13 protein-coding genes are annotated in these 21465 nt (G+C 75.9%); 7 read left to right on the plus strand and 6 right to left on the minus strand.

Going from position 1 to position 21465, the window contains the following annotated elements; genetic code table 11:
* Positions 1-210: 210 nt before the first annotated feature.
* Positions 211-777, minus strand: a complete 567-nt coding sequence (locus tag IE219_RS27785) for a MarR family winged helix-turn-helix transcriptional regulator (protein WP_189982446.1) — start codon at positions 775-777, stop codon at positions 211-213.
* Positions 778-932: 155 nt separating this feature from the next.
* Here IE219_RS27785 and IE219_RS27790 point away from each other — a divergent pair, with 155 nt between their 5' ends.
* A complete protein-coding gene (locus IE219_RS27790; protein ID WP_189982448.1) occupies positions 933-2201 on the plus strand; it encodes an MFS transporter in 1269 nt (422 codons plus the stop codon).
* A 58-nt stretch (positions 2202-2259) separates the two neighbouring features.
* Here the strand turns inward: IE219_RS27790 and IE219_RS27795 are convergent, their stop codons facing one another.
* Positions 2260-3894 carry an ATP-binding SpoIIE family protein phosphatase gene (locus IE219_RS27795; RefSeq protein ID WP_189982450.1) on the minus strand — a complete coding sequence of 545 codons (1635 nt, stop codon included), beginning with the start codon at positions 3892-3894 and terminating at the stop codon, positions 2260-2262.
* 106 nt (positions 3895-4000) lie between these two features.
* Entirely contained in the window at positions 4001-5380 is a 1380-nt protein-coding gene (locus IE219_RS27800; protein WP_189982452.1) for an NAD(P)/FAD-dependent oxidoreductase, read from the minus strand.
* Between the two features lie 344 nt (positions 5381-5724).
* Between IE219_RS27800 and IE219_RS27805 the strand changes: the two genes are divergently transcribed.
* Positions 5725-6540 carry a TetR/AcrR family transcriptional regulator gene (locus tag IE219_RS27805; RefSeq protein WP_229850074.1) on the plus strand — a complete coding sequence of 272 codons (816 nt, stop codon included), beginning with the start codon at positions 5725-5727 and terminating at the stop codon, positions 6538-6540.
* A gap of 293 nt (positions 6541-6833) precedes the next feature.
* Positions 6834-8831 (plus strand): sigma-70 family RNA polymerase sigma factor, encoded by a 1998-nt coding sequence (locus IE219_RS27810; RefSeq protein WP_189982456.1) that lies wholly within the window; start codon positions 6834-6836, stop codon positions 8829-8831.
* On the opposite strand, the gene IE219_RS27815 is transcribed toward IE219_RS27810, so the two are convergent.
* The 3 genes from IE219_RS27815 to IE219_RS27825 all read right to left on the minus strand — a co-directional run bounded on the left by IE219_RS27815 (position 8818) and on the right by IE219_RS27825 (position 15417).
* The gene (locus IE219_RS27815; protein WP_189982458.1) at positions 8818-12282 is read right to left on the minus strand and encodes an AfsR/SARP family transcriptional regulator; all 3465 of its coding nucleotides are present in this window, start codon (positions 12280-12282) and stop codon (positions 8818-8820) included. The genes IE219_RS27810 and IE219_RS27815 overlap by 14 nt on opposite strands.
* 235 nt (positions 12283-12517) lie before the next feature.
* Positions 12518-13114, minus strand: a complete 597-nt coding sequence (locus tag IE219_RS27820; protein ID WP_373298904.1) for a Uma2 family endonuclease — start codon at positions 13112-13114, stop codon at positions 12518-12520.
* A 116-nt stretch (positions 13115-13230) separates the two neighbouring features.
* On the minus strand, positions 13231-15417 hold the full coding sequence (locus tag IE219_RS27825; protein WP_189982462.1) for an asparagine synthase-related protein: 2187 nt from the start codon (positions 15415-15417) through the stop codon (positions 13231-13233).
* Between the two features lie 823 nt (positions 15418-16240).
* Here IE219_RS27825 and IE219_RS27830 point away from each other — a divergent pair.
* The 4 genes from IE219_RS27830 to IE219_RS27845 all read left to right on the plus strand — a co-directional run bounded on the left by IE219_RS27830 (position 16241) and on the right by IE219_RS27845 (position 21451).
* Positions 16241-17689: an NsdA family TPR-like regulatory protein gene (locus IE219_RS27830; protein WP_189982464.1), complete on the plus strand. Its 1449-nt coding sequence runs from the start codon at positions 16241-16243 to the stop codon at positions 17687-17689.
* A 174-nt stretch (positions 17690-17863) separates the two neighbouring features.
* Positions 17864-19048, plus strand: coding sequence for an L-2-hydroxyglutarate dehydrogenase (gene lhgD / locus IE219_RS27835; protein ID WP_189982466.1), 1185 nt, complete (start codon positions 17864-17866; stop codon positions 19046-19048).
* Between the two features lie 155 nt (positions 19049-19203).
* Positions 19204-19923, plus strand: a complete 720-nt coding sequence (trmB, locus tag IE219_RS27840; RefSeq protein ID WP_229850107.1) for a tRNA (guanosine(46)-N7)-methyltransferase TrmB — start codon at positions 19204-19206, stop codon at positions 19921-19923.
* Positions 19924-19996: 73 nt separating this feature from the next.
* Positions 19997-21451 carry a PrsW family intramembrane metalloprotease gene (locus IE219_RS27845; RefSeq protein ID WP_373298900.1) on the plus strand — a complete coding sequence of 485 codons (1455 nt, stop codon included), beginning with the start codon at positions 19997-19999 and terminating at the stop codon, positions 21449-21451.
* Positions 21452-21465: the final 14 nt, after the last annotated feature.

The raw sequence follows: 21465 nt of genomic DNA on the forward strand, positions 1-21465 counted from the left end.
AACCTTAGCGGATTCCCCGACCGGCTCATAATCGAGCCTTTCGAATTGAATTTCGGCATGCCGAAATTCATCCCGGGAGGGAGACCGTGCTGGATTGAGGTGCCGCTGACGCGGCGGAGTGGCTGCCGCAGAACCGTTCCGGCTCCGTGACAACTCGGAGAACACTACGCGTCTCCCAGGGGGAGCGTCAACCCCCTCCTGGGAGACATCTCAGTCGAGGTCCGTGAGCCGGCCGCCGGCGTCGGGCTGGGTCAGTTCCACCCGGCGCAGGAGGCGGATCAGGGCGTCGCCCAGGGCGCCGCGCTCCTCGGAGGAGAGGTCCTGGAGGAGCTCCTCCTCGAAGCCGGTGGCCATGCGCATCGCCTCCAGCCACTTCGTACGGCCCTCGTCGGTCAGCTCGACGATCACGCGGACACGGTTGTTCTCGTCGCGGTCGCGGGTGACCAGGCCCTCGCCGGCCATGCGGTCGATGCGGTGCGTCATCGCGGCCGGGGTGAGGCCGAGGCGCTTCGCCAGCTCCCCCGGACCCAGCCGGTAGGGGGCGCCGGAGAGGACGAGGGTCTTGAGGACCTCCCACTCGGCGTTGCTGATGCCGAGGTCGGCGAGCTGGCGGCCGTACGCCACGTTCATCCGGCGGTTCAGCCGGCCGAGTGCCGAGACCACCTTCTCCACCTGGGGGTCCAGGTCTCGGTACTCCCGCTGATAGGCCGCGATCTGCTCATCGAGGGTCGGCTCCTGCGGCTCTTGCGAGGCGGACCGCTCGGGGGTGTCGGACATGCGGGCGAGTATCCCACGGTATCCGTTGGCGTTGAAGTCCTTCTATGTGTACTGTTAAGGATCGAACTTTAGGGTTGAAGTCTTGAGGGTTCAGGCATACAAGGCTGAACCCGCGACCGAAGTGGGTGAGTGTGACCAAGGCGAGGGGCGCTGCGATGCGCCGGATCCAGGCAGGCAGCGCGCTGAGCGCGTTCGGACTCGGTTTCACCGTGCCGTACCTCTATGTGTACGTGGCACAGGTGCGGGGGCTGGGCGCGACGACCGCGGGCGTGGTGCTGGCCGTCTTCGCCATGGCCGCGCTCGTGGTGCTGCCGTTCAGCGGGCGGGCGATCGACCGGCGCGGGCCCGTCCCGGTGCTGCTGGCCGCCTCCGCGGTGGCCGCGGTCGGAGCCGTCGGCATGGGGCTCGCGTCGAGCGTCCCGGCGGCGGTGGGCGCCGCCGCGCTGCTCGGCGCGGGCACCGCCGTGCTCCAGCCCGCCCTGGCCACGATGATCGTCTGGTGCTCCGAGCCCGCCGGGCGGACCCGGGCCTTCGCGCTCCAGTTCTTCCTCCAGAACCTCGGCCTGGGCGTCGGCGGACTCATCGGCGGCCAGCTCGTCGACGTGAACCGGCCCGGCAGCTTCCTGCTGCTGTTCTCGATCGAGGCGGCCATGTTCCTGGTCCTCGCCGCGGTCGTCGGCACCGTGCGGACCGCCGGCTCGGCCGCGCTCCAGGACACCCGGCCCGCCGCGGCCGGCAAAGGCGGCGGAATCCGGGCGCTCCTCTCCCACAAGGCGATGGTCCAGCTCTGCGTCCTCGGCTTCGTCCTCTTCTTCGCCTGCTACGGACAGTTCGAATCGGGACTGGCCGCGTACGGCACCGAGGCCGCCGGTATCGCGCCGTCGACGCTCGGCGTGGCCCTGGCCGCGAACACCGCGGTCATCGTCCTGGCCCAGTTCCTGGTGCTCAAGTTCGTCGAGCGCCGCAAGCGCACCCGGGTCATCGCCGCCGTCGGCCTGATCTGGGCCCTGGCGTGGATCATCGCCGGGTACGCGGGCCTCGGACACGGCAGCCAGGCGATGGCGACCGCCGCGTTCGTCTCCACGTACGCCCTCTTCGGGCTCGGCGAGGCGATGCTGTCGCCGACCGTCGCGCCGCTGGTCGCCGACCTGGCGCCGGAGTCGATGGTGGGCTCGTACAACTCGGCCTTCGCCCTGGTGAAGCAGCTCGCCCTGGCGGTCGGGCCGGCCGTCGGCGGGCCGATGGGCGCCTCGCTGCACGGGCCGTACATCGTGACCTTCGTACTGTTCTCGCTGCTCGTCACCGTGCTCGCGGTGCGGCTGGGCAAGCAGCTCACGCCGGTGCAGAACCAGCCCTCGCTGGCCGTGCGGCCCTCGCGGGTGGTCGCCCAGCACCAGCCCGCGCAGGAGACCGCCGCCGTATAAGGACACCTCTTCACGTCCTCAAGGGCGCCTCTTTAAAAAGAGGCGCCCTTTTCGCGCGCTAGTCGCGGAGCGCGAATTCGCACCACACCGCTTTGCCGCCGCCCGGAGTGCGGCGGCTCCCCCAGGACGAGGCGATCGTCGCGATGATCGAGATCCCGCGGCCCGCCTCGTCCTCCGTCTCCGCCCTCCGGCGGCGCGGCAGGTGGTCGTCCCCGTCGGTGACCTCGATGATCAGACGGCGGTCGGTACGGCGCAGCCGCAGCCGCATCGGAGGGGTGCCGTGCTGGAGGCTGTTGCCCACCAGCTCACTGGTGGCCAGGACGCCCAGATCGCGCAGCTCCACCGGGAAGCGCCAGGAGGAGAGGACCCCGGAGGCGAAGGCACGCGCGCGTGGCGCCGCCTCCACGCCCCCGAGCAGCTCCAGGGCCGCGTTGTGGAAGAGCTCCGCGTCGGCGCCGTCGCGCGCCGGATGCTGGACCACGAGGACGGCGACGTCGTCGTCGTGCTCGGCGGTCACCCCCAGGGCGCGCAACAGCCGGTCGCAGACCACCTGCGGCGTGCCGGTCGCGCCCGAGAGGGCGCGGGCCAGCGCGTCGACGCCCTCGTCGATGTCCTCCCGGCGGCGCTCCACCAGGCCGTCGGTGTAGAAGACGGCGGTGGAACCGGGCGGCAGCGCGACCGAACCCGACGAGTGCAGCCAGCCGCCGGTGCCCAGCGGCGGGCCGGTGGCGCCGTCGGCCTTGCGGACCGTGCCGTCCTGGTCCCGGACGAGGATCGGCAGGTGACCGGCGGAGGCGTAGACGAGCTTGCCCTCGTTGGGATCGTGGACCGCGTAGACGCAGGTGGCGATCTGGCTGGCGTCGATCTCGGCGGCGAGGCCGTCGAGCAGCTGGAGCACCTCGTGCGGCGGCAGGTCCAGGCGCGCGTACGCGCGTACGGCCGTGCGGAGCTGGCCCATCACGGCGGCGGCCCGCACGCCCCGGCCCATCACGTCGCCGATGACGAGCGCGGTGCGGCCCGCGCCCAGGGTGATCACGTCGTACCAGTCGCCGCCCACGGCCGCGTCGGCGACGCCGGGCTGGTAGGTGGCGGCGATCCGCAGGTCGTCGGGCTGCTCCAGCTCCTGCGGCAGCAGCGAGCGCTGGAGGGTGACGGCGGTCTCGCGGTGCCGGCGCTCGCTCGCCCGCAGCCTCTCGGCGGCGTCCGCGTGGTCGGTGACGTCGGCCGCGTGGACGAGGACGGCGCCGTCGGGGCGCGGGCCGTCGACCGGCAGGCAGGTGACCGTGTACGAGCCGCCGTCGGCGGTGCGGCGGGACTTCACCGTGCGGGTCCTGCCGCTGCGCAGGACCTGGTCCAGGAGCGGCAGCAGGCCCAGCTCCTCGGCCTCCGGGCAGGTGGCGGCGACGGTGGCCCCGGCGGGACGGGGGCCAAACGCGGACACGTACGCCTCGTTCACGTACGCGATGCGGTGCTCGGGGCCGTACACGAGGGCGACGAGGCCGGGGAGGCGGCCGAGGAGCTCCCGGACGGGAAAGTCCTCCAGGGCCGGGACCTCGCCGGGGCCGCCGTCCTCGGCGGGGTGCTCCTGCCGCGGACCGTACTCACCGCGGGCGGCGGGCACGGAGCCGTCGCCGTCCCGCGCCGCGCGGCGCTGCGTGCCGGGGAGCCGGGCGCTCCAACGGGTGAAGTTCACGGATCTGTATGCCTCGGGGTGTCGGTGCCGTGCGGAGTCACGCTGTGCAGGTGTGAGCCCACCTATGGTCACACGTCCAGTGTGGACGAGTGCACTGACAGTGATGTCAGGAGGACTGTTCGGGGTCGGGGTCGGGGGGCGGGGAGGCCGCGAGTTCGAACTCGGCCCGGGGGTGTTCGAGGGATCCGAGGGAGACGATCTCCCGTTTGAACAGGCCGGACAGGGTCCACTCGGCCAGGACGCGGGCCTTCCGGTTGGCCGTGGGCATCCGGCTGAGGTGGTAGGCGCGGTGCATCAGCCAGGCCGGATACCCCTTGATCTTGCGCCCGTACACATGGGCGACCCCCTTGTGGAGGCCGAGGGAGGCGACGGAGCCCGCGTACGCGTGCGCGTACTCCTTGAGCGGGCGCCCCCGGAGGGAGGCGGCGATGTTCTCGGCGAGGACCTTCGCCTGCCGGACGGCGTGCTGGGCGTTGGGCGCGCAGGGGGTGCCGGGCTTCTCGGCGGTGGTGTCGGGAACGGCGGCGGCGTCCCCGGCGGCCCACGCGTGCGCCGTGCCCTCCACCGTCAGGTGGGCGGTGCACCGGACCCGGCCGCGCTCGTCGAGCGGCAGGTCGGTCGCGGCGAGCAGCGGCGCCGGTCTCACCCCGGCCGTCCACACGACGGTGCGGGTCGGCAGCCGGGTGCCGTCGCTGAGGACCGCGATCCGGTCCTCGCAGCCGTCGAGCCGGGTCTCCAGGCGGACGTCGACGTTCCGGCCGCGCAGTTCGCGGATCGCGTACCGGCCCATCTCGTCGCCGACCTCGGGGAGGATCCGGCCGGCCGCCTCGACGAGGACCCAGCGCAGGTCCTCGGGGCGGATGTTCTGGTGGTAGCGGGTGGCGTACCGGGCCATGTCCTCCAGTTCGGCGAGCGCCTCCACGCCCGCGTACCCGCCGCCGACGAAGACGAAGGTGAGGGCCGCGTCGCGGAGGGCGGGGTCGCGGGTGGAGGAGGCGATGTCCATCTGCTCCAGGACGTGGTTGCGCAGCCCGATGGCCTCCTCGACGGTCCTGAAGCCGATGCCGTGCTCGGCGAGGCCGGGGACCGGGAGGGTGCGCGAGACCGAGCCGGGGGCGAGGACCAGTTCGTCGTAGGCGAGGGCGGCCGGGCCCGAGCCCTCCTCGTCGGTGGCGAGGGTGGTGAGGAGCGCGGTGCGCCGGGCGTGGTCCACCGACTCGACCGCGCCGATGAGCAGCCGGCAGCGGCCCAGTACGCGGCGGAGCGGGACGACGACGTGGCGCGGCGAGAGCGATCCGGCGGCGGCCTCCGGCAGGAACGGCCGGTACGTCATGTACGGGTCGGGGGTGACCACCACGATCTCGACGGTGCCCGCGTCGAGTTCCGCCCTGAGCTGCCGCTGGAGGCGCAGCGCGGTGTACATGCCGACGTATCCACCGCCGACCACGAGAATGCGCGCAGGTTCGGTCACCGTCCCATGAGGCATCGCCGTCCGGTGTTTGTCCACAGGCCCGGCGAATTGTGTGACCGGAGGGGTGTGGAGGCGCGGGGCGGCGCGCGCGGCACGGGCGCGCGCAACGGCGCAGGTCACGGCGGGCGGGGCCGACGGGGCAGGGGGTGGGAAACCGGTGGCTTCGGCGCCTTGCTCCGATCGGGGGGCGCACCGTACGGAACTCCCCCTTCTGAATTGACTCCGACTCAACTATGTTCGTAGTTCGTCGGGGTGCCGGTTCCGGCGTGCGCGCGGACCGATCGCGCACAGCCGGACGAGGATCCCGTGTCAGGGCGGGGAGTCTCCGGGGGGAGACGATCATGAGCGGGGGAACGCTTATGCAGATTCAGGATTCTCGGTGGCAGTCCGTCGTCGGAGTGCCCCAGGACGACCGGGGCACGGCCCCCGCGTCGGCCGTGGGCACGCTCGGCGGGACCGTCTCCGGCACGGGCACGGTCGTGACCGGCCCGGTGGCGGGCGGCCGCGCGGCCCCGCTGCGGGTCGACGCGCAGCGGAACCTGGAGCACGTGCTCCGCGCCGCGCGCGAGGTCTTCGGCGAACTCGGGTACGGCGCGCCGATGGAGGACGTGGCCCGGCGGGCGCGCGTCGGCGTCGGCACGGTCTACCGGCGGTTCCCCAGCAAGGACGTGCTGGTCCGGCGGATAGCCGAGGAGGAGACCGCGCGCCTCACCGAGCAGGCGCGGGCCGCCCTCGGCCAGGAGGACGAGCCGTGGTCGGCGCTCTCCCGCTTCCTGCGCACCTCCGTCGCCTCGGGCGCCGGGCGGCTGCTGCCGCCGCAGGTGCTGCGGGTCGGTGTCGACGAGACCCCGGCCGTGGCGGAGGAGGACGGCGAGGGCGCGGCCCGGGTGCCGTACCAGCGCGGGCTGGCCGAGCAGGCGGACGCGCGCGTGGTGGCGCCCCGCGCGGTGCCCGTGGACGAGCGGGACGACGCGGGGGCCGGAGAGCTCCTGGAGGTCGTCGGCCGGCTGGTCGACCGGGCCCGGGAGGCGGGCGAGCTGCGGACGGACGTGACCGTGGCCGACGTGCTGCTGGTCATCGCGACCGCGGCGCCCGCGCTGCCGGACGCCGCCCAGCAGGCGGCGGCCTCGGCCCGGCTCCTCGACATCCTCCTGGAGGGCCTGCGCTCCCGGTGACGTGACGGGGGCCTTCGCGGCTCCCGCACGGGGTCCCGCCGTCCCGCTCGGGCTCTTCTTCAGGGAGTCGGCACGGGCAGGGGTGCTTTCCGGCCGGTACGGGCCGGGCGGCGGGAGTCTCCCGGTTCGTCCGTTCGGGCCGACGGCATGACACGCGTGTGTGAGCGGTCACGCCCGGGTGCGGGAAGTCGCCCCGGACGGGTGGTATGTGGACACGGCGCTTCGGCCTGCCCGCACGGTGTGGCACGCTTGGCCGGTGTTCGGGTCTGGGCAGGCGTACGGGGGCTTCCGCGATGAGCCGTGACGGTCGGGACGATCCGCTGGGCGGGGGCGGCGGCACCGAGGCCGAGGGCCTGCCCGCCCGCCAGGTGCCCAGCCAGGGGGGTCCCGCCGGGGCGCCGCCGCATCCGCCGCGGGAACCCTTCGAAGCGAGCGTGCCGCAGCAGCGCGAGTCCCTGTCGGCCCAGGCCGCCCGCAGCACCGCCGCCGCGCCGGGCGGCGGGGCCGACCCGGCCGGCGAGGGGGTGCTGCCGCCGCCGCGCGAACTGCCGCCGTCCGACGCCGACCTGATCCAGCTCATGCGGGACGGCGACGACAGCGCCTACGAGGAGCTGTTCCGCCGCCACTCGGAGGCCGTCCGCCGCTACGCCCGCACCTGCTGCCGGGACGCCCACACCGCCGACGACCTCACCGCCGAGGTCTTCGCCCGCACCCTCCAGGCCGTCCGCGGCGGCGCCGGACCCGAACAGGCCGTCCGCGCCTACCTGATGACCACCGTCCGCCGGGTCGGCGCGGGCTGGACCAAGACCCAGAAGCGCGAGCACCTCGTCGAGGACTTCGCCGTCTTCGCCGCCGACGCCGCCCGCTCCTCCGAGGTGTCCGACCAGGACACCATGGACCTCGGCGCCGAGGTCCGGGCCATGCAGGAGGCGGAACAGTCGCTGGCCATGCAGGCGTTCCGCTCGCTGCCCGAGCGCTGGCAGGCCGTCCTGTGGCACACCACCGTCGAGGAGGAGTCGCCCAGCGAGGTCGCCCCCCTCTTCGGCCTGACCGCCAACGCCACCGCCGTCCTCGCCAGCCGCGCCCGCGAGGGCCTCAAGCAGGCGTACCTCCAGGCGCACGTCAGCCAGTCCCTCACGGCCGGCGGGGACTGCGCCCGGTACGCCGACCGGCTCGGCGCCTACGCGCGCGGCGGACTGCGCATGCGGGCCGAGCGCGGCCTGCGCAAGCACCTGGACGAGTGCGCCAAGTGCCGGCTCGCCGCCGGTGAACTCGCCCACGTCAACGCCGGGATCCCGGCGCTGCTCCCGATCGCCGTCATCGGCTGGTTCGCCGCCGGGTACGCCCTCAAGGCCGCCGGGGTCGTCGCGGGCGGCACCGTCGCGGCGGCCGGGGCCGGGGCGGCCGCCGCCGCGACCGGCGGGACGACGGGCGGCGCGGCCTCGGGCGGGGCCGCCGCCGAGGGGCTCGGCGCGCCCGCCAAGGTCGGCATCGCCGCCGCCGCGGCCGTCGCCGCCGCCGCGGGGCTCGTCTGGGCGATGACCGGCGACCCGCAGCCGGTCGCCGCGCCCCGCCCGGCCCCGCAGGTCACCACCCCCGCCGCACCGGCCCCTCCCCCGCCGCCGCCCGCGCCCTCGCCTTCGCCGAAGCCGGTGGCGAAGCCCGCCCCGAAGCCGACGACGCCCCCGCCGCCCCCGCCGAAGCCGACACCCACCCCGCCGCCGAAGCCGAAGCCGGTGGTGAAGCCGTCCCCGAAGCCGACGCCCCGGCCGACGACACCGCCGCCGAGCCCGACGCCCACCCCGAAGCCGACGCCCCCGCCCACGACGCCGCCGCCTCCCCCGCCGCCGCCCGCCGTCTACCAGGTGGACGAGCTGGACTACGAGGCCTTCGGCGACGGCACCAAGCCCGAGGTCGTCATGGAGGACGGCAGCTGGATGTGGGCGCGCCGCGGCCTGTCCATCGGCGACACCTCGTACGCGTACGGCGTCAGCGTGCACGCCCCGTCCTCACTGCTCATCCGGCTCAACCGGCAGTGCACCCGCTACGACGCGGTCGTCGGCGTCGACGACCTGAGCGCGCCGCTCGGCCCCGGCGGGGTCCGCTTCTCGGTGTACGGCGACGGACAGCGGCTCTGGCGCTCGCCCGTGGTCCGGCCCGGCGACCCGGCGATCCCCGTCCACCTGGACATCACCGGCCGCTCCACGATCCGGCTGGTCGTCGAGGAGCACACGCCGTTCGGGCGGGCCGCCGTCGCCGACTGGGCGGAGTCCCGGATCAGCTGCGTCTGACCGGCTCCTCCCCGGCTCCGGAGAGGTACGGCTCCAGCAGCGCGAGGACGTCCCCGGGGCCGAGCCCGGTCCCGGCGGCGCGGGCGGCGGCCAGCCCGTCGGCGCCGAGCGCGGTCCGGCAGGCGGCGCGGACCAGGTCGGCCTCGCGCCGCTCGGGCACCGAACGGGGGATGTCCCGCCGCCAGCCGTCCACGGCGGCGGCCACCCGCGCGCAGAGCTCCGCCGCGCCCGCCCGGTGCAGGGCGAAGACGGTCCCCTCCCCGAGGCCGGTCACGACGAGGTCGGCGCACCGGCCGTCGAGGGCGGCGCGCAGCGAGGCGGCGGCCGCGGCGACGGCGGGGCGGCCCGCGCCCTCGGCCGCGTCGATCCGGGCGACGAAGCCCTCCAGGGCGATGACGAAGTGCGGCGGCGGGGCGGAGGCCCGCACATGGGCGCCGGCCGAGGTGATCAGCGCCCGCGCGCGTACCGGATCGTTCTGGTCGAGGGCGAGGACGGCGTGCAGGAAGTCGACGTAGGCGAGGGCGTCCTGGAGGCGGAGCCGGGCGGCCTCCCGGGCGGCCTCGGCGAGGTCCCGCTCGGCGGTGGCCGTGTCGCCCTCGCGGTAGGTCACCTCGGCGAGCCGGGCCATCAGGAACGGGGTCTCCGCGTGGGCGCCGACCTCCCGGGCGAGGGCGAGCGACTCCTCGTACGCCTGCCGCGCCTCCGCCAGGCGGCCCCGCATCAGGTACGCCTCCGCGGCGGCCGAGGCGACCTGGGCGCCCATCCAGCGGTCGCCGACCCGGCGGCAGAGGGCGCGGAGTTCGGCGAGGTCGTCGTCGACGCCCGCCATGCCGCCGGGCATGTCCACGATCATGTGGGTGCGGAACATCAGGCTGACGCCCAGCTCCCAGGGGCCGCCGTGACGGCGGCAGGCGGCGATGCCCGCGTCGAGAAAGGCGCGGACCGTGTCCGGCTTCTCGGTCAGGTAGGCGGTGAACGGCCAGAGCAGGCCGGGGAAGCGGGCGGACTCGGGGCCGGGATCCGTACCGAAGGCGTCCCGGACGCGGCGCAGAAGGGCCAGTTCCTCCCGGCCCTCCGGGGAGTCCCCGGTGTGCATGGGGGAGTCCTCCATGCCGAGGAAGAAGAACAGCATCCGCAGGTGCATCCGGGGCCAGTGGCGCGGGTCGGCCGGGTCCTCGGGGTCCTCGCCGAGGGCGAGGGCGCGCCGGGTCCAGGCCAGGCCCTCCGCCCGGTGGTTGCGCAGCCACCAGAACCAGCCGGTGGCGAGGACCAGCCGGATCGCGGCCGCCTCGTCGGGCGGGGGTCCGCCCCGCGCGGCGCGCGCGGGGGCGGTGACGAGGGCGCGGTGGAGGGCGGCCCGCACGTTGTCGAGGTCCCGCTCCATCCGGTCGATCCAGGGCAGTTGCTCACCGGAGCGGAGCTTGGGCTCGGCCTCCTCGACGAAGGCCGTGAAGTACGCGGTGTGGGCGGCCTCGGCGACGGCGCGCGACTCCGGGGTCTCGGCGGCGCGCTCGGCGGCGTACTCGTGGATGGTCTCCAGGAGGCGGTAGCGCATCTCGCCGCCGTCGGTGGGGGCGGCCACGACGAGGGACTTGTCGACGAGGGCGCCGAGGACCGCGAGGGTGTCGTCCCGCGCGCCCGCGCGCGTGCCCCTGCCCATACCCCTGCCCGTGCCCGTGTCCGGGGCGTGGACGGCTTCGGCGGCCGGGAGGTCCCAGCCGCCGGTGAAGACGGAGACCTGGCGGAGCAGGGTGCGTTCGGCCGGTTCGAGCAGGTCCCAGGACCAGTCGACGACCGCGCGGAGGGTCTGCTGGCGGGGCAGGAGGGTGCGGGCTCCGGAGGTGAGCAGCCGAAAGCGGTCGTCGAGCCGGTCGGCGATCTGGCGCGGGGTGAGCAGCCGCAGCCGGGCGGCGGCCAGTTCGATGGCGAGGGGGAGGCCGTCGAGGCGGCGGCAGATCTCGGCGACGGCACCGGCCGCGTCCGCGTCCCGCGCGAAGTCCCGGTCCACGTCGGGGCGGACGGCGCGGGCCCGCTCGGTGAAGAGGCGGTGGGCGGGGGCGGGCGGCAGCGGCTCGACCGGGCGGACGGTCTCGCCGGGGACGCCGAGGGGCTCGCGGCTGGTGGCGAGGACCCGGAGGCCGGGGCAGTGGGCGAGCAGGGTCTCGGCCAGACCGGCGGCGGCGCCGATCAGGTGCTCGCAGTTGTCGAGGACCAGGAGGAGGCCGGGGCGGCGGGACAGTTGCTCGACGAGGAGGGCGGTGGGGTCGTCGGGAAGGAGGGCGCCCTCCCGGGTGATCAGGTTGGTCTCGCGGAGGCGGAGCGCGGAGAGGACGGCGCCGGGCAGCGCCCCGGGGTCGTCGAGCGGGGCGAGTTCGGCGATCCACGCGTCGGGGCCGGCGACCCGGCGGGCGGTCTCCTCGGCAAGCCGGGTCTTCCCGGAGCCCCCGGGGCCGGTGAGCGTGACGAGCCGGGAGCGGCCGAGGTCCTCCCGGAGCGCGGCGAGATCCGGCTCGCGGCCGACGAAGGAGGTGAGCCGGGGACGGATGTTGCCCCCTTCGGGGAGGGGACCGGGGTCGGGGCCGAGGCCGGGATCCGGAGATTGGATCCGGTCTGGGAGTTGGATCCGATCCGAGGGCTGGATCCGGTCTGGGAATTGGATCCGATCCGGAGACTGGATCCGATCCGGCGCGGGACGTGCCGGAGTAGGGCGTGCCGGAGTGGGGCCGGGGGCCGGGGCTCCGGTGAGGAGTTCCCTGTGGAGCGCGGTCAGTTCGGGGCCGGGGTCGGTGCCGAGGGCGTCCGCGAGGGTGCGGCGGGCCGTCTCGTACGCGGCGAGCGCGTCCGCGTGCCGGCCCTCGGCGCGCAGGGCGCGGACGAGCTGGGCGCGGAAGCCCTCGTCGTACGGGTGGACGGCGGTGAGCTCGGTGAGTTCGGGGACGAGTCCGTCGGTGGCGCCGCGCCGCAGGTCGGCCTCGATCCGACGGCGCAGGGCGGCCAGCCGCTGGGCCTCGGGGCGGAGGCCCGCCAGGCCGGGGAGGTCGGCGAGGGCCGGTCCCCGGAACAGCCCGAGGGCCTCCCGGAGGAGGGCGGCGGCGGTCTCCGGGTCGCCCGCGTCGAGACGGGCGGCGGCCTCGGCGGCGCGGCGCTCGAACACGTACAGGTCGACGTCCTCGGCGGTCGCGGCGAGCCGGTACCCGGGCCCCGGGGTGGCGGCGACGGCCTCCCGGCCGAGGATCCGGCGCAGCCGGGCGACGAGGGCCTGGAGCGCGGCGGGCGCGTCGAGCGGCGGCTCGTCCCCGTACACGTCCTCGACCAGCTCTCCGACGGACACGGCCCGGCCCGCGCGCAGGGCGAGCGCGGCGAGCAGCGCGCGCAGCCGCGCCCCGCCGAGGGGCAGGGGGGTGCCGTCGGGGCCGAGGGCCTCGGTGCTGCCGAGGAGGAGATACCGCACCGCCCCATTCTCGTCACGGAGCACGACGGACGCCTCGGGGTTTCCCCGGGCGGCCCCCCGATCCGGCCCTGATCCCGGTCGCCGGTCCCGAGCCCGGTCGCCGACCCCGAGCCCCGACCCCGAGCCCGACCCCGGTCCCGGCCCCTGGTCCCGGCCCCTGGTCCCGGCTCGGTCCGCCTCCGGACCCGGCCCGCCCCCGGCCCGTCTTCCGGTCCGTCTCCCGGACCGGAGCGGCTCAGAAGGCGGAGGTGTCCAGGACGAAGCCGAGCGGCGCGGGGAGCGGAACCGCCGTCCCCAACTTGTGGACGGACTTGTGGGCGTAATCGTCCGCGACGGGGTCGGAGCAGACGACGGCCTCGGCGGTCTCCCGGTCGACGAGCAGGTACACGGGGATCTCCGCGCGCGCGTAGGCGCGGATCTTCTGGAGGCGGTCGCGGCTCGCGGTGGAGGTGGAGGTGACCTCGGCGACGAGGCGGACGGGGGCGGGCGCGTGCCACTCCTCCCTGTCGTCGAAGCTCCCCTTCGGAGCGATCACGAGGTCGGGGATGACACGGACCGCGTCGCCCGCTCCGGGCAGGCTGAGGCCGATGCCGGTGAAGCTGCGGAGCCGCTGGTCGGTCCTGCGTGCGATGACCTGCTCCACCACCTCGGTGACGATCTCCTCGTGCTCGCCGTTGGCCGGTGGTACCACGCAGATCTCCTCTTCGATCAGCTCCACGCGCCAGCCCTTGGGGGCCGACGCACTGAACAGCTCGAAGGTCTCCTGCACCGTCGCGCCCTCGTGGTCGGGCGGTCCCCCCGGGGCCGCCTCATCCGGTGCCGGCAGCGGCATCGCCATGCTGGGCCTCCTTCGCTCGGTGCGACGTTCTCAGCTTAGGACGGGCCGGAAGACGGTGTCGGAGACGCGTTCACTCGCACGGGTGTGCTGTGACGTTCCACCCGGAGGCGTCAGCCGGTCGTGAGGGAGCGGGAGGCGGGGATGAGGGGGCCCTGGACGGCGCGGGGGGCCCGGGGGGTGGCCGTGTCGGTCCAGCAGGAGCCCCGGCGGGCGAGGAGGCGGCGGAGCCAGAGTTCGGTGGAGACCAGGTCGGCGAGGCCGTCGAGGGGGACGCGGACGCCGTCGGCGGCGGCCTGGAGGGCGGTCCGGACGGTGCCCGCCTCGACGAGGCCCGCGTCGGCGAGGAGCGGGGCCTCGAAGAGGGCCAGCAGGTCGGGAAGGGCGGCGCGCAGCCCGGCGCGGGCGGTCCCGGCGGGGACGGCGGGGTAGGGGGCGCCCCAGCCGGGGGGCAGGTCGCGGATGCCGGTGTCGGCGAGGACCGTGCGCAGCACGCCCGCGCGCGCGTCGGGCTGGACCCGGAGCGATTCGGGGAGGTCCCGGCAGGCCCGTACGACCTGGTTGTCGAGGAAGGGGGCGTGCAGGCGCTGGCCCCGGATCTCGGCGGCCTGCTCCAGGACCCGGTGGTCGGCGGCGGCGCGGGCGAGGGCGGCACGCGCGCGTGCCTCGCCGGGGCGCTGGACGGTCGGCGGGAGGGTGGCCGCCCGGTTGAGGCGGACCGACACCTCGGCCAGCGCCTCGCCGGTCAGCCAGCGGGCCGCCGGGCCGGGCCGGGACCAGGCGAGGGCGGACAGCGAGGCGGCGAGCGGCCCGTGGGTGTCGGCGGGGCTGCGGTTGGCGTCGAGGACGTGCCGGGCGGCGGTCTCCAGGCCGGTCCGGTAGGGGGTGCGGGCGAGGCGGCGGGCCGCGCGGTAGACGGTGACCGGCACCAGGAAGGCGCCCGCCGAGGGGCCGGTCGCCTTGGCGAGGGCCGTCACCGGGCGGAGCAGGGAGCGGCGCCTGCGGTCCATCAGGAGGTCGGCGAGCCGGGCCGGGTGGGCGTCGAGGACCTGTTTGGCGCCGAGGCCGGTGAAGTGGTCGGCGCTGCCGCCGGCGAGCCGCCTGCGGTGGCGTTCGGCGGTGACCAGGGCGGGGCCGGGCTCGTCGGTGAGCGGCCCGTCGAGGGCGGCGTACGGCAGGGCCTCCTCGCCCGCGGTGACGACGACGTGCCGCAGCCGGGGGTCGGCGGCCAGCTCGCGGGCCCGCTCCAGCTCGGCGGAGCGCCCCGGGCCGGGCTTGGCGGCCAGGTCGGTGAAGGTGACGGCGAGCAGCCGCTCCCCCGCGCCCGCGCCGTGGCCGAGGATCGTGCCGGGCACGCCGGGCAGTCCGGCGGCGAGCAGGGCGAGGGTGGCGGAGGCGCTGCCGCCGGACAGGTCGGCGCCGATGCCGGGCACCGGGCCCGCGCCGCGGGCGGCCCGCCGGTCCGCGGGCCCCATGCCGGGGACCGGTCCGGGGTCGGGCGGCGCCTCGGCCGCGTGCCGGGGGGCGGTGAGCCGGGCCCGTACGGACTCCACCAGCGCGTCCCGGACGGCTTCGACGGCCTGCCGGGGGTCGGCCTCGGGCGCGGCGACGGCGAGCGAGGCGACCGTCTCGTACCCGGCGATCTCGCGGGAGCCCTCGCGCAGCACGAGGGCGTGGCCGGGCGGGACCCGCCGCACGCCCTCGTACGGGGTCGAGTCGCGCAGCGCCTCGGGGGACTCGGGGCAGGCGAGGAGGGCGGCGAGGTGGCCGATGTCGAGCTGGGCCTCGACGAGGTCGGCGAGCGGCAGGGCGGCGGTGGCGTAGGCGGTGCCGCCCTCCCAGGGGGTGTGGAAGACGGGCCGGGCGCCCGCGAGGTCGCCGGTGACGGTGACCCGGCGGCCGGCCTTCACGACGGCGGTGTAGCTGCCGGGCCAGGCGGTGAGGTGGCGCAGGGCGCCGCCGCGCGCGGTGACGAGGCCGCGGCGGAGTTCGTCGTCGCCCGCGGCGCAGCAGCCGAGGACGGCGAGCCGGGTCCCGTCGTCGAGGGCGACCACCCGGACCTCGTCGGGGCGCCAGTCGCCGACGGCCCACAGCGGGTCGGGGTCGCCCCACAGGAGCTGTGCGCCCACCGGTTGCACCGTGCGCCCCCCGACGTGCCCGCCGCTCTCGGCGAAGGGCGGGGGCGGGAGCGCGTCGCCGGAGCCGTACGCCCCGTGGACGGCGCCGGCCGCTCCGGGACGGGCGCCGGCCGTCGCGGCGTAGCCCGAGGAGGAACTGCTCCAGCCCACCAGCCATCGCATCGGCGCCTCCACGTCCGTTTCGGTGGGGACATGCTGCCATGACAACGGCGCACGGGGCGGAGTCCGGGGGCACGCGCCCGAAAGCCGAATGCGCCCCTGGCATGCACCAGTTGGCCGGCCGGTGGCGGGCTCCGGACGGAGGGGTGACGCACCGGGGGCGGGGGCGGGCGAGGGCCGTCCGCGACGGCGTGCCGGATCCGGCACGGAGGCGGATCAGCCCCTTCACGCCCCCTCCACGGCCCCGTCACGGAGCACCGGAGGGGCGTGTGGCGGTGCGGACCGGCCCCTCGGAGCCTCCGGAAGGGGGCGTTTTCGGCCGAATATCGCCGTCGCCAACAGGTTTGATCGATAGTCAGTCACTCACAGGGCGCACCGGAAGCACTCCGTCCGGGCGAGCGGGGGCGGGGTGAGCGCGGCGCCGGGCGCCGCCCGGCGGCCCGGTGCTCCGGCAGTCCGGGAGGCGACCCGCCCCCCGGCGCCGGCCGCCGTCCGCGGGGAGTGGACGGCGGTATCCCCCAGCCCACCGGTGCGGGACCCGGAGCCATCAGGTGCTCCGCCTCCCGGCCGGACGGGCCGACCCACGCGGGACCCATGCAAGTCGCCCCGGCCCTCGGCGACGAGAGCGCACGGCCGGGCGCACGGCCACACGGGCGGAGCACGCGGGGACCGGTCCGCACCTCCGGTCGGCTGGTCACACAACATTCTCGCCATACGGAACTCTGCCCCTTAACGGTGGGGATGCGGCGAACTACGCTGTGTTTACGAATGCCGCACGCCTATGCCCGGCGTCGCGGCGGCCGTCTGGATGTCGAGGGGTGGCGTCATGTCCAGGGAGCAACGCGGGCCGAACGAGAAGCTCGGCGCCGTTCTCGCCCTCGCGGGAATCAGCAACGCCGGCCTCGCCCGGCGCGTCAACGACCTCGGCGCACAGCGCGGTCTGACGCTTCGTTACGACAAGACCTCGGTGGCCCGCTGGGTCTCCAAGGGGATGGTGCCGCAGGGCGCCGCGCCGCACCTGATCGCCGCCGCGATCGGACAGAAGCTCGGCCGGCCCGTCCCGCTGCACGAGATCGGGCTCGCGGACGCCGACCCGGCGCCGGAGGTCGGCCTCGCCTTCCCCCGGGACGTCGGCGAGGCGGTCCGCGCCGCCACCGACCTCTACCGGCTCGACCTCGCCGGCCGCCGGGCCGGCGGGGGCGGCATCTGGCAGTCGCTCGCGGGCTCCTTCTCCGTCAGCGCCTACGCCACCCCGGCCTCCCGGTGGCTGATCACGCCCGCCGACCCGTCGGTGGAGCGGGACGCCCCGCGCGCGGCCGGTGCGCCGGGGACGGTCGCGGCCGAACCCGGGGAGCACGCGCGCGTGGGCCACAGCGACGTCGCGAAGCTCCGCGAGGCCGCCGAGGACGCCCGCAAGTGGGACTCCAAGTACGGCGGCGGCGACTGGCGCTCCTCGATGGTCCCGGAGTGCCTGCGGGTGGACGCGGCGCCGCTGCTGCTCGGCTCGTACTCGGACGAGGTCGGCCGGGCCCTCTTCGGGGCGACCTCCGAACTGACCCGGCTGGCCGGCTGGATGGCCTTCGACACCGGCCAGCAGGAGGCCGCCCAGCGGTACTACATCCAGGCCCTCAGGCTGGCCCGCGCCGCCGCCGATGTGCCCCTGGGCGGCTACGTGCTGGCCTCCATGTCGCTCCAGGCCACCTACCGGGGCTTCGCCGACGAGGGCGTCGACCTGGCGCAGGCCGCGCTGGAGCGGAACCGGGGCCTCGCCACCGCCCGCACCATGTCCTTCTTCCGGCTGGTGGAGGCCCGCGCCCACGCCAAGGCGGGCGACGGACCGGCCGCCGCCGGGGCGCTCAAGTCCGCCGAGGGGTGGCTGGAGCGCTCCCGGGAGGGCGACGCCGACCCGACGTGGCTGGGCTTCTACTCGTACGACCGGTTCTGCGCGGACGCCGCCGAGTGCTACCGGGACCTCCGGATGCCGCGCGAGGTGCGGCGCTTCACCGAGCAGGCGCTGTCCCGGCCGACCGAGGAGTTCGTCCGCTCGCACGGGCTGCGGCTGGTCGTCTCGGCCGTCGCCGAGCTGGAGTCGGGGAACCTGGACGCGGCCTGCGCGGCAGGCACGCGCGCGGTGGAGGTGGCCGGGCGGATCTCCTCGGCCCGGACCACCGAGTACGTACGGGACCTGCTGCACCGCCTGGAGCCGTACGGGCACGAGCCCCGCGTCAGGGAACTGCGGGAGCGGGCCCGGCCCCTCCTCGTCACCCCGGCGTGACCGGAGCGGGGACCCCGGCCGGAGGGAGACCGCGGCCGGGGAGGAGCACGGCCGGGGCGGGGACCCCGGCCCTCGGAAGAGACCAGGAGGAGAGCGTGACGCGCGTCCCATCGCGGGGGCGTTTGACCGGGGCACCGGCGGGCCAGTGCACTATCAGGGGTGGGAGGTGGCGCCGTGTTCGACTGTGACGTGCTGGTGATCGGTGGCGGGATCGTCGGTCTGTCGACGGCGTACGCCCTCCGGCGCGCCGACCCCGGCCTGCGCGTGACCGTCCTGGAGAAGGAGCCCGGCCCCGCCCGCCACCAGACCGGGCGCAACAGCGGCGTCATCCACAGCGGCCTCTACTACCGTCCCGGCTCCCTGAAGGCGCGGTTCGCCGTCGAGGGCGCGGCCGAGATGGTCACGTTCTGCGCGGAGCGGGACATCCCGCACGAGGTGACGGGCAAGCTCGTCGTCGCCACCGCGCGCGAGGAGCTGCCCCGGCTGCACGCCCTCGTGCAGCGCGGCCGGGAGAACGGCATCCCCGTGCGCGAGCTGGGCCCCGCCCAGATCAGCGAGTACGAGCCGCACGTGCGGGGCCTCGCCGCCATCCACGTCGGCACCACCGGCATCTGCGACTACGGGGCCGTCACCCGCCGGCTCGCCGAGGAGTCCGGCGCCACGATCCTGTACGGCGCCGAGGCCGCCGCCGTCGACCGGCGCCCCTGGGGCGTCGCCGTGCGCACCGCCGACGGGCGCGTCGCACGCGGGCGCGTGCTGGTGAACTGCGCGGGGCTGCACTGCGACCGGGTCGCGCGGCTGGCCGGGGACGACCCCGGCATGCGGATCGTGCCCTTCCGGGGGGAGTACTACGAGCTCGTCGACACCTCCCTCGTCCGGGGGCTCGTCTATCCCGTCCCCGACCCCGCCTTCCCCTTCCTCGGCGTCCACCTGACCCGGGGCGTCGACGGCGGCGTGCACGTCGGGCCCAACGCGGTGCCCGCGCTCGCCCGCGAGGGGTACGACTGGGGCGTCGTCCGCCCGCGCGAGCTGGCCGGCACGCTCGCCTGGCCCGGCTCCTGGTCCATCGCCCGCCGCCACTGGCGGTACGGCGCGGGCGAGCTGCGCCGCTCCCTGTCGAAGCGGGCCTTCACCGACGCGGTGCGGCGCCTGCTGCCGCCCGTGGAGGCGTCCGGACTGCGGCCGACGGCGGCCGGGGTGCGGGCGCAGGCGGTGCTGCGGGACGGGACCCTCGTCGACGACTTCCTCATCCGCGAGGCGCCCCGCACGGTCCACGTGCTGAACGCGCCCTCGCCCGCGGCGACCGCGTCCCTGCCGATCGGCCGCGAGATCGCGGGCCGGGCCCTGGCCCGGCTGTAGGACCGGCCGGGAAGGCCCGGGAGGAAACCCGGCGAGAACCCCCCGGGGGACCCCGGCCGCGGCGGGGCCGGGCGCTCCGGCCGCCGTACCATGGGCGCATTGTGTCTGATGAGTCTGAGAACAGCGCCCAGCCCGTCGCCCGCCGGGGCAGCCGCATGTTCGCGCCCGGCGAGGGCCCGTCGCCCGATCCCGCCGGGTCCCACTTCGAGCGGCGGATCCGGAGCTTCCAGCCGCGCCGGAGCCGGGTGACGGCCGGGCAGGCCGAGGCCATGCTGAAGCGCTGGCCCGACTGGGGCCTCGACATCGACGGCAAGCGGGTCCTCGACCTGCGGGAGATGTTCGGCGGCCTGCCGGTGGTCCTGGAGATCGGCTTCGGGATGGGCGAGGCGACCGCGCAGATGGCCGCCGCCGACCCCGGCACCGGCATCCTCGCCGTCGACGTGCACACCCCCGGCCAGGGCAACCTCCTCGGGCTCGCCGACCGCAACGGCCTGGACAACGTCCGGGTCGCCAACGGGGACGCGATCATCCTGCTGCGCGAGATGCTCGACCCGGCCGCACTGGACGGCTGCCGCGTCTACTTCCCGGACCCGTGGCCCAAGAAGCGCCACCACAAGAGGCGGCTGATCCAGCCGGAGTTCCTCACCCTGCTGGCGACCCGGCTGAAGCCGGGCGGCGTCCTGCACTGCGCGACGGACTGGGAGCCGTACGCGGAGCAGATGCTGGAGGTGCTCTCCGCGCACCCCGACTACGAGAACACGGCCCCCGGCGGCGGCTACGCCCCGCGCCCCGGCTTCCGGCCCCTGACCCGCTTCGAGGGCCAGGGCCTCGACAAGGGCCACGCCGTGCACGACCTCCTCTTTCGCCGGAAGTGACCGCCGGGGGCCTCCCCCGGCGGCCTCCGGCAACTCCGTCGCCCCTGTCGGCGCCGATGGTTAGGGTCGTGGGGTGACGCACCCCATGCCGCCACCCCAGCCGGAGCCGCCCGCCGTGCCGCTCGCCGCACCGCCCGCCGGGTCCCCCGCGGACCCCGGGCGCCCGGCGCTGCCCGCCCAGCCCGGCCCCCCGGCCGCCGAGACCACCGCCGCTGCCGCCGCCGAAGGCACCGGCACCGCCGTCCCCACCCGGGAGGGCGACGCGCCCTCCTTCGACGTGGCCGCCGACCGCGAACAGTGGCGGTACCGGCCGCGCCGGGCGTTCTGGCGGAGCCGGATCCTGTGGGCCGTCGTCGTGGTCGTCGCGCTGCTGGTCTGCGCCCTGGCGATCCTGGCGATGGTCCGGGAGGAGACCGGCACCGAGGGCTTCCTCGTCGGCCTGGGCCTCGCCGTCCTCCCCGTACCGCTGCTCCTGACGGCCTTCCGCTGGCTGGACCGGGTGGAGCCGGGGCCGTGGCGGAACCTGCTGTTCGCCTTCGCGTGGGGCGCGTTCGCCGCCGCCCTGATCGCGATCCTGACGAACACCTTCGCCATCCGGTGGATCGCCACCGCGACCGCCGACCCGGACTCCGCCGACGCCCTGGGCGCCACCCTGGTCGCGCCGGTGGTCGAGGAGAGCGCGAAGGCCGCCGCGATCCTGCTCCTCTTCCTCTTCCGGAGGCGGGACTTCCGCAGTCTGGTCGACGGGGTGGTGATCGCCGGGTTCACCGCCGCGGGCTTCGCCTTCACCGAGAACATCCTCTACCTGGGCAACGCCTTCGGCGAGGACCAGGACCTCGGCGGCGGCCTCGACGCCACCGTCGGCACCTTCGTCGCGCGCGCGGTGATGTCCCCGTTCGCCCACCCGCTGTTCACCGTCTGCACCGGCGTCGGCTTCGGCCTGGCCGCGGTCGCCCCGCGCGGCAAGCGGCTGCGCCGGGTGCTGCTGCCGCTCGCCGGACTGCTGCTCGCCATGGTCGTCCACGGGCTGTGGAACGGCTCGGTCGCCTTCGGCGGCCCGCTCGGCTTCCTCGCCATGTACGGGATCATCATGGTGCCGGCCTTCGGCCTGCTGACCTGGCTCGCGATCTGGAGCCGGCAGCGCGAGCTGCGCACGATCGCCGCGGCGCTCCCGGAGTACGCGGCGGCCGGCTGGCTCTCCCCCGAGGAGCCGCTGGCGCTCTCCTCGATGGGCGCCCGGCGCGCCGCGCGCGCGGCGGCCCGGAGGGCGTACGGGAAGACGGGGGCGCGGGCAGTCGGCGAGTACGAGTCCTTCGCCACGACGCTCGCCTTCCTGCGCGAGCGGGCCCGCCGGGGCACCGTCCCGGTGCCGGACTTCGCCGCCCGCGAGCAGGAGCTGCTGCACCACCTGTGGCAGCGCCGGCCGGTGGCCTCGCCCGCGCTGTCGTACGCGGCCCGGTCGACCGGCCGGGTGTGGGTGCCGCCGCAGTACCTGGACTACGCGGGCTACAACCCGTACAAGGGGTGACCTCCCCCGGCGCC

This window comes from Streptomyces termitum (assembly GCF_014650175.1).
Taxonomy (GTDB): Bacteria; Actinomycetota; Actinomycetes; order Streptomycetales; family Streptomycetaceae; genus Streptomyces; species Streptomyces termitum.

Excerpts from the sequence above, each read along its gene's own strand:
- IE219_RS27785 (WP_189982446.1), bottom strand. The coding sequence starts at position 777 with ATGTCCGACACCCCCGAGCGGTCCGCCTCGCAAGAGCCGCAGGAGCCG.
- IE219_RS27790 (WP_189982448.1), top strand. The coding sequence starts at position 933 with ATGCGCCGGATCCAGGCAGGCAGCGCGCTGAGCGCGTTCGGACTCGGT.
- IE219_RS27800 (WP_189982452.1), bottom strand. The coding sequence starts at position 5,380 with ATGCCTCATGGGACGGTGACCGAACCTGCGCGCATTCTCGTGGTCGGC.
- IE219_RS27805 (WP_229850074.1), top strand. The coding sequence starts at position 5,725 with ATGCAGATTCAGGATTCTCGGTGGCAGTCCGTCGTCGGAGTGCCCCAG.
- IE219_RS27810 (WP_189982456.1), top strand. The coding sequence starts at position 6,834 with ATGAGCCGTGACGGTCGGGACGATCCGCTGGGCGGGGGCGGCGGCACC.
- IE219_RS27820 (WP_373298904.1), bottom strand. The coding sequence starts at position 13,114 with ATGCCGCTGCCGGCACCGGATGAGGCGGCCCCGGGGGGACCGCCCGAC.
- IE219_RS27825 (WP_189982462.1), bottom strand. The coding sequence starts at position 15,417 with ATGCGATGGCTGGTGGGCTGGAGCAGTTCCTCCTCGGGCTACGCCGCG.
- IE219_RS27830 (WP_189982464.1), top strand. The coding sequence starts at position 16,241 with ATGTCCAGGGAGCAACGCGGGCCGAACGAGAAGCTCGGCGCCGTTCTC.
- trmB (WP_229850107.1), top strand. The coding sequence starts at position 19,204 with ATGTTCGCGCCCGGCGAGGGCCCGTCGCCCGATCCCGCCGGGTCCCAC.